Raw genomic sequence first — 8,240 nt, 5'->3', positions numbered from 1 at the left:
AGCCGATCCTGCTCGGCGGGGCTCCGCGCGCGGTGGCGATCCTCAACGGTACAGTGGCCGCGGCCATTGGCTTCGGCTTGCAGCAATGGATTGCTGGTCTGGTGCTTTGGATCGCAGGCCACTCGTTAGCGGTGTTTGCCGCAAGACGCGATCCGGACTTCGCCAGCGTGCTTGTGCGCCACCTACGTCTGAAGGGGTGGCTTGCATGCTGAACCTTTCGGAATATCGAAGCAAAGCCGACCGGCTTGCCGACCATCTACCCTGGGCTGCCTTGGTGGCGCCCGGCATCGTGCTCAACAAGGACGGCAGCTTTCAGCGGACGTTGCGGTTCCGCGGCCCGGATCTCGAAAGTGCGACGGAGGCTGAACTCGTCGGCATTTGCGCCCGGGCGAACAATGCTCTCAGACGCCTTGGCTCTGGCTGGGCATTGTTCTTTGAGGCCGAGCGCACAGAAGCGCTGGGCTATCCGAACTCGCATTTTCCTGACGCCGCGTCGTGGCTGGTCGACGAAGAACGCCGCGCTGCTTTCGAGGGGAAGGTAGCGCACTACGAGAGCCGCTATCATCTGACCTTGGTGTTTATGCCACCGCCGGACGCCCAGGCGCGCGCAGAAAGCACGCTCGTCGACTCTCATTATTCCCGAGGAGAAAGAGACTGGCGCCAGGATCTGGCGAGGTTCCGTGACGAGACCAACCGCGTGCTCGATCTCTTCTCGGGTTTCATGTCCGAAGTACGCGTCCTCGATGATGCTCAGACGTTGACCTACCTCCACGGCACGATTTCGCCTCGTCGCCATCCTATCATGGCCCCGGAAACGCCGATATATCTGGATGCAATCCTGGTCGATGCGCCGCTTACCGGTGGCCTGGAGCCGATGCTGGGTGAGCAGCATCTTCGCACACTGACCATCCTCGGCTTTCCGAACCTCACCCGGCCCGGAATCCTCGATACCCTCAATCATCAGGATTTCGCCTATCGCTGGATGACGCGCTTCATTCCGCTCGAGAAAACGGAAGCCACGAAGACGCTGACGCGATTGCGCCGGCAGTGGTTTGCCAAGCGCAAATCGATCGTGGCAATCCTACGCGAGGTCATTACCAACGAGCCGGTCCCGCTTGTCGATAGCGATGCCGACAACAAGGCGCTCGATGCCGACGAAGCCCTTCAGGCATTGGGCGGTGATCATGTGAGTTTCGGCTATCTCACCACCACCGTGACGGTGTGGGGCGAGGATCGCCAAGCCGCTGCAGAGAAGCTTCGCGCGGTCGAGCGCATCATCAATGGGCTCGGCTTCACCACGATCCGAGAAGGCGTCAATGCGGTCGAGGCTTGGCTCGGCTCATTGCCTGGCCATGTCTACGCTAACGTTCGCCAACCGCTCGTTCATACATTGAACCTTGCCCATCTCATGCCGCTGTCGTCGGTTTGGGCCGGTCCTGCGACAAACGAGCATCTCGCGAAAGTCACCCAAACCGAAGCGCCACCGCTTTTCGTTGCCGAGACCAGTGGGTCGACACCGTTTCGGCTTTCCACCCACGTCGAAGATGTCGGCCACATGCTGGTTGTTGGTCCGACCGGCGCCGGCAAGTCGGTTCTGCTTGCTCTGATTGCTCTGCAGTTCAGGCGCTACGCCGGCGCCCAGGTTTATGTCTTCGACAAAGGCAATTCGGCCCGTGCTGCAACACTTGCCATGGGTGGAGAACACCACGCGCTAGGAGCGGACGGTTCCCTTGCCTTTCAGCCACTGCGCAGCATCAACGACCAGGCTAGCCGAAGCTGGGCGGCCGAATGGATCGCCAGCCTTGTTGCCCACGAGAACGTCACCGTCACGCCGGAGGTGAAGGAGGCTATTTGGTCAGCGCTGGCCAGCCTTGCCACCGCGCCGGCGCAGGAACGCACACTGACCGGTCTTTCGGTCCTGCTTCAATCCAATGCGCTGAAGACCGCATTGATGCCCTACACGCTCGACGGTCCCTTCGGCCGCCTGCTCGATGCCGATCATGATGGGCTGGCCTTGTCGGATGTGCAGTGTTTCGAGACCGAGGAGTTAATGCACAGCCAAAGCGCTTTGCTGCCGGTGCTTACCTATCTGTTCCAGCGACTTGAGGAACGGTTCGACGGACGGCCCACGCTGATCATGCTCGACGAGGCGTGGGTCTATCTCGACAATCCGCTGTTCGCCGCCCGCATCCGCGAATGGCTGAAGGTGCTGCGAAAGAAGAACGTGTCGGTTGTCTTCGCTACGCAGTCGCTGGCTGATATCGCGGGCTCTGGCATAGCGCCGGCAATCATCGAAAGCTGCCCGCAGCGCATTTTCCTTCCCAATGATCGTGCCGTGGAACCCCAGGCGCGCACAGCCTACGAGCGCTTCGGTTTAAGCGAGCGGCAGATCGAATTGATCGCCCGCGCCACGCCGAAGCGTCAGTATTATCTGCAATCGCGCCGCGGCAACCGTCTGTTCGAGCTCGAGCTTGGCCCCATCGCTCTTGCGCTTTGCGGTGCTTCCGATCCGGCCACGCAGACTCTGATCGACAGGATCATGTCCGAAGACGGGCAAGGCAGCTTTGCCTCGCAGTTCCTGATCGCGCGCGGCCTCGATTGGGCCGGCGAACTTCTCAAGCAATTCCCTCAACCAGACAAGGAGCAATTCTCATGATGCGGCGACGCCTTCTCTCCGGCCTGATCACCGTTTCCCTGATCGCCAAGCCTATGGCCGACTATGTGCAGCCCGCCTACGCCCTTATCGTGTTCGATCCGTCCAATTATGCGCAGAACGTGCTGACGGCCGCGCGCGCATTGGAGCAGATCAACAACCAGATCCAGTCGCTGCAGAATCAGGCGACCATGCTGCAGAACATGGCGCGCAATCTTCAGCGTCTGGATTTCTCTTCCGTTGGCCAACTCACCGGTTCGCTCCATCGCATCGACGGCTTGATGGACCAGGCGAGTGGCCTCAGCTTTGATCTGGGCAAGCTTCAAGACCAGTGGCGCAGCCAATATCCGGAAAGCTACGACGCCACGATCAAAGTCAGCGATGTGGCGAGTGCTGCGCGGGAGCGTTGGCAAACCGCCATGCAGGCGTTCCGCCAGACCATGGGTGTCCAGTCGCAAATCGTCGAGAACGTCCGCGCCGACGGCGATCTGCTCGCCGATCTCGTCAACCGCAGCCAAGGGGCGGCCGGTGCGCTTCAGGCAAGCCAGGCCACCAACCAGCTGATGGCGCTTTCGACAAAACAGCAGATGCAGATCCAGACGCTGCTCGCAACGCAGTTTCGAGCTGAGGCCGAGGATGCCGCCCGCAAGGCCCAGTCAGACGAAGCCGCCCGCGAGATGACGAAGCGATTCTTGGGTACCGGCTCGGCTTATCCCGGCAATTAATCACGAGTTCATCACGACGAGAAAGGCAGCGGCATGAACGACCTTGGCGTCATCGATCGCTTCATGGAGACCTTCATCCGCTACATCGACAGCGGGTTCGGTCTGCTATCGGGCGACCTCGCCTTCCTCACTACCATTCTGATCGGCATTGACATCACACTTGCCGGCCTGGCGTGGGCGCTCGGCGACGAAACCAGCGTTCTCGGCCGGCTTGTCCGCAAGGTGCTCTATGTTGGCGTCTTCGCCTTCATTCTGAACAATTTCAAGAACCTCGTCGATATCGTTTATCGTTCTTTTGCCGGTCTCGGGATTAAGGCGTCGGCCGGCAATCTGTCGGCAGACAATCTCTTGCGCCCGGGCCGCATTGCCGCGACCGGTTTCGAAGGTGCTTGGCCAATGCTTGACCAAGCCAGTCAGCTCCTGGGCTTCCCGGAAATCTTCGGCAACGCACTGACCATCTTCGTGCTGCTGATGGCCTGGTTCCTGGTCATCATCGCCTTCTTCATCCTTTCCATCCAGCTTTTCATCACCATCCTTGAGTTCAAGCTCACCACGCTGGCAGGTTTTGTTTTGGTTCCATTCGCACTTTGGAACCGTTCAGCGTTCCTGGCCGAACGCGTGCTCGGCCATGTTATCTCGTCAGGCATCAAGGTGATGGTGCTCGCCGTCATTGTCGGTATCGGCTCCACGCTCTTCGGGGAGTTCGCTTCCGCATTGCAAGGCAAGGAGCCGGATCTTGCCGGTGCCATGTCCCAGGTACTGGGCGCACTGGCATTGCTTGGCCTTGGCATTTTTGGGCCGGGGATCGCGTCGGGTCTTGTCTCAGGCGCACCGCAGCTTGGGGCGGGCGCCGCCCTCGGCACGACCGCGGCGGCAGCGGGTGTATCACTCGTTGCTGGAGGCACAGCATTTGCTGGCGCGCGTATGGCAACCAGCGGCGGTGTCGCCGCCATCCGAGCCGGCACAACAATGGGATCGGCTGCTTCCACGTCATGGCAGATCGGGCGCGCAACCTCGCCCGACGCTGGCCTCTCCGGTGTGGCTGCTGGAATGCATGGTGTAACCAGTGCAGCTGGCGGCGCCGCTATACGCATAGCGCGATCCGCCACTGCAAGTGTTGGGCGCAACGCCGATGCCGGGCGCGATGCCGCGTGGACCGCGACCGGCGGCACGCCGACAGCGCCAATGACCGAACGCTCTGCCGGTTCGGCCACTGTTTCGGCGCCGACGTGGGCAAGGCGCCTACGTTCTGAACAGACCGCCCGTGCAAATCGCCACGCTGCCATGCAAGCTGTCCGAGACGGAGACCGGCCGGGAGGCAGCGCCACCCCCTCTCTCAACGACAAGGATGACTAGATGCTCTTCAAGCGACCCGTGCACCGTTACGGCAAAACACCCGAACCGGTCACGCCGTATCAAAAAGCCGCCCAGCTGTGGGACGAGCGCATCGGCTCATCTCGACTGCAGGCCAGGAACTGGCGGATCATGGCCCTTGGCTGCCTGGCCTTGGCGACCGGGCTTTCCGGCGGACTCGTATGGCAGTCGATGCAAAGCCGTGTCGTGCCTTATGTCGTCGAGGTCGATGGCTTCGGCGAGACGCGCGCCGTCGCGCCGGCGATCCGGAATTATGAGCCCTCGGATGCTCAGATCGCCTGGCATCTCGGCCGCTTCATCCAGAATGTCCGTTCCGTTTCCACCGATCCGGTTTTGGTACGGCAGAACTGGTTGGCAGCGTACGACTTTGCTAGCGATCGCGCAGCGCTCTTCCTCAACGAATACGCCAAGGCGAACGACCCCTTCGGTCAGATCGGAACGCGCAGTGTTTCGGTACAGGTCACCAGCGTGGTCAGAGCCTCCGAAAGTTCATTCCAGGTCAAATGGACCGAGCAGGTGTTTGAGCGCGGAAGCCTTGCCAGCACGATGCGCTGGACTGCGATCCTCACGATCGTGATTCGCTCGCCAAGCAATACGGATCAGCTGCGCAAGAATCCGCTCGGCGTCTTCATCAATGCCATTGACTGGTCACGCGAGCTCGACAGCGCCGTCCCAACCCCCCTTTCTCCGACGGAGTCCACCAATGAAAGGTAAAATGTCACCGATTCGTGCCGTGCTGATCCTATCGGTGTCGGCAGCGGTCGTTTCCGCTTGTGCATCGAAGAAGGTGCCGCCGCCTGAGATTTCCTATGACGCTGCCGACTTCAAACCGGCCGCGATCGAAAAGGCGCCGGAGAGGCCGATTAGAATTGTCGAGGTGCCAAAACCACTGCCGCTGCCTGGCCAAATGCAGCCCGAGCCCGGCAAGGCCGAGGACAAGCGCCCCCCTGAAGAACGCGTCGCTGATGCCAACAAAGCCGCGACCCAGCAACCCACCAAGTACGGGTATGTTAATGCCGTGCAAGTCTACCCCTTCACCGATGGCGCGCTTTATCAACTCTATGCCGCGCCGGAGCGCGTGACCGACATCGCTCTGCAGCCGGGCGAGAAACTAACCGCCGTGTCGGCTGGCGACACCGTGCGCTGGGTCATTGGCGATACCGCAAGCGGCACCGGTGACAATCAGCGCACCCATGTTCTGGTAAAACCCTTCGCGCCGGGTCTTGCCACCAATGTCGTCATTACGACGGACCGGCGGACCTATCATTTGCAGCTTCAAAGCACCGAGAAGACCGCAATGGCGGCAATCTCCTGGACCTACAGCCAAGACCAGATCATCGCGCTTCGCCAGCGCAATGCTCAAGCCGAGGCAGTTACACCGGTCGCGTCGAATATCGCGCTCGAAAACCTTCGCTTTCGCTACTCAATCAGTGGCGACACACCGCCCTGGAGACCGACGCGAGCCTTCGACGACGGCAGCAAGGTCTATATTGAGTTCCCTCGTCGCATAGATCAGGGCGAGGCGCCACCACTCTTCATCGTCGGCGCAGATGGGAGCAGCGAGCTCGTCAACTATCGCGTGCGCGGCAACTATTACATCGTCGATCGGCTCTTCGCCGCGGCCGAACTTCGCCTCGGCACCAAGCGGCAGCAGGTGATCCGCATCAGCAGGATTGACGGCAGGCAACCGCAACGGCGGATCTCGCTCTTTCGCGGCAGCCGGCGAGGTGAGGACTCATGATCGAAAATTCCCGCTCTGGCATCCCGCCGAAACTGGATCCCGAGGAACTGCAGCTTCGGGCCTCTCCCCGCCGCGTGGTGCGGTTCAGGCGCGGTGTGATCATCGCGATCGCAGCGCTCGGATCCGGCGCTGTCTTCGGCGTTACCATGATCGCCCTCCAGGGGCCGGCCCTTCGCATCAGGGATCAGGCGGAAGATCTCTACAACACTGAGCGCAAACCAACCGCCGAGGGGCTCGATACGCTTCCCCATGACTATTCCGGCATGAAGCCGAAGCCTCCCGTCCTTGGGCTACCTTTGCCGGGCGACCTCGGCCGCCCCATCCTCGAGCGGCAGCGCCAGCTCGGCATCGTGCCGGGCCAAGACATCTCGGCCGAGGAGCAGCGTCTAGCGCAGCAGGCGATCGAAGCGCGTGAATCGCGGGTGCTTTTCCGCGTCGAAAATCGAGCTCAAAAGACAGATGTCGGAGAGAGCGTGCAAACTGCTCAGCATCCATTTGAGGCGCTTCCCCAATCCGAAGCAGGACGCGCGTCAGCCTCGGTGGCGGCGGCGGAAGGCGACCAGAACAATCAGCAGCGAAAGCTTGATTTTCTCAGCCAGCGGAGCACTGGCGGGATCTACAATCCGCATGCGCTGCAGACGCCGATCTCGCCATATCAACTGATGGCTGGCAGCGTGATTGCCGCCAGCCTGATCACCGGCATCAATTCCGATTTGCCGGGCCTTGTCGTCGCGCAAGTCACCGAAAATGTGCACGACACGGTCACGGGCAACATATTGCTGATTCCGCAGGGCTCACGTCTTATCGGCGTCTACGACAGCGTCGTCGCGTTCGGGCAAAAGCGAGCGCTGCTGGTCTGGCAGCGCATTCTGCTGCCCGACGGCTCGTCGGCCGAAATCGACAATCTGCCCGCGAGCGACACCGCCGGCTACGCAGGGCTGGAAGACGAAGTCGATTTCCACACTTGGCAGATGATCAAGGGAGTGGCGCTTGCCACATTGCTCGGTGTCGGCACAGAATTCAGCCTCGGCGAAAACGAGAGCGATCTGGTCAAGGCGATCCGGGAATCAGCCCAGCAGAACGCCAGTCGAGCCGGCCAGCGCATCACCGAAAAAAACCTCAATATCCAGCCCACCATCGTCGTCCGCCCAGGTTGGCCACTGCGCGTCATCGTGCACAAGGACATCGTGCTGCGGCCATACGCCAGTTGAGCAGGAGTTATCATGGCTGACCTGAAACTTGGAAAACTTCCGGACCGAACAGCTTCGAAGATCACCATTACCGTCAGCGCGGAGCTGAGCCAAACACTCAAGGAGTATGCTGCACTTTACCGTCAGACCTATGGTCAGTCTGAAACCGTGGCAGAACTCATCCCTTTCATGCTGGCGGCGTTTCTGGAAGGCGACCGAGCCTTTGCCAAGGCCAGAAAGGAACGTCTGCCGACGGAGCTTGCCGGAAAATCGTGACTCCTCCGCTAGGGCAGCTGGAACATTGCCTAGCTGTCGCGACCTACCTGCTCCTCGCGAAGCATAGGATCAAACACCTTGGAATGCAGGTATGCGCAAGAGATGATGTGGAAGGAGATACCGCGCAACAGCCTAAGTTTGCATTTTCGATTTGGTCGGCCGTGAACTATCCGCAAGCCATTGATCTGGCCTGTTGATTGAGGCGGATAGCGGCTTTGGAATTGCAGGATTAGCGGTATTTGGACGCTGTTTTCCTGCAATTCGGTTTTGCGATTCCCTTG

At 60.6% G+C, this 8,240-nt stretch carries 9 protein-coding genes; 8 read left to right on the top strand and 1 reads right to left on the bottom strand.

What is annotated here, in order from left to right; translation table 11 throughout:
- From EN969_RS08040 to EN969_RS08005, 8 genes are all read left to right on the top strand, one after another.
- Positions 1-212, top strand: a 212-nt coding sequence (locus tag EN969_RS08040; RefSeq protein WP_127419062.1) for a VirB3 family type IV secretion system protein, incomplete at its 5' end; no start/stop codon positions are given.
- Positions 206-2,656, top strand: a complete 2,451-nt coding sequence (gene trbE / locus EN969_RS08035; protein WP_063169232.1) for a conjugal transfer protein TrbE — start codon at positions 206-208, stop codon at positions 2,654-2,656. The genes EN969_RS08040 and trbE, both read left to right, overlap by 7 nt.
- Entirely contained in the window at positions 2,653-3,378 is a 726-nt protein-coding gene (gene trbJ, locus EN969_RS08030) for a P-type conjugative transfer protein TrbJ (RefSeq protein ID WP_024502854.1), read from the top strand. Before trbE ends, trbJ begins: the two co-directional genes overlap by 4 nt.
- 33 nt (positions 3,379-3,411) lie before the next feature.
- Positions 3,412-4,734, top strand: coding sequence for a P-type conjugative transfer protein TrbL (gene trbL / locus EN969_RS08025; RefSeq protein WP_127419061.1), 1,323 nt, complete (start codon positions 3,412-3,414; stop codon positions 4,732-4,734).
- Complete coding sequence (gene trbF / locus EN969_RS08020) at positions 4,735-5,466, top strand: conjugal transfer protein TrbF (RefSeq protein ID WP_063169230.1); 732 nt, start codon at positions 4,735-4,737, stop codon at positions 5,464-5,466.
- 1 nt (position 5,467) lies between these two features.
- The gene (gene trbG / locus EN969_RS08015) at positions 5,468-6,493 is read left to right on the top strand and encodes a P-type conjugative transfer protein TrbG (RefSeq protein WP_164548809.1); all 1,026 of its coding nucleotides are present in this window, start codon (positions 5,468-5,470) and stop codon (positions 6,491-6,493) included.
- Positions 6,490-7,704, top strand: coding sequence for a TrbI/VirB10 family protein (locus tag EN969_RS08010; protein WP_063169228.1), 1,215 nt, complete (start codon positions 6,490-6,492; stop codon positions 7,702-7,704). The genes trbG and EN969_RS08010 overlap by 4 nt, the downstream gene beginning before the upstream one ends.
- Positions 7,705-7,716: 12 nt before the next feature.
- A complete protein-coding gene (locus tag EN969_RS08005; protein WP_024502859.1) occupies positions 7,717-7,959 on the top strand; it encodes a DUF2274 domain-containing protein in 243 nt (80 codons plus the stop codon).
- 29 nt (positions 7,960-7,988) lie between these two features.
- Here the strand turns inward: EN969_RS08005 and EN969_RS35520 are convergent.
- Positions 7,989-8,240, bottom strand: a 252-nt coding sequence (locus EN969_RS35520) for a hypothetical protein (RefSeq protein ID WP_206516445.1), incomplete at its 5' end; no start/stop codon positions are given.

The organism is Mesorhizobium sp. M7A.F.Ca.CA.003.01.2.1 (assembly GCF_003998945.1).
Taxonomy (GTDB): domain Bacteria; phylum Pseudomonadota; class Alphaproteobacteria; order Rhizobiales; family Rhizobiaceae; genus Mesorhizobium; species Mesorhizobium ciceri.
The sequence above is the reverse complement of the archived record's forward strand: the minus strand, read 5'-3'. Positions and strand labels throughout refer to the sequence as shown.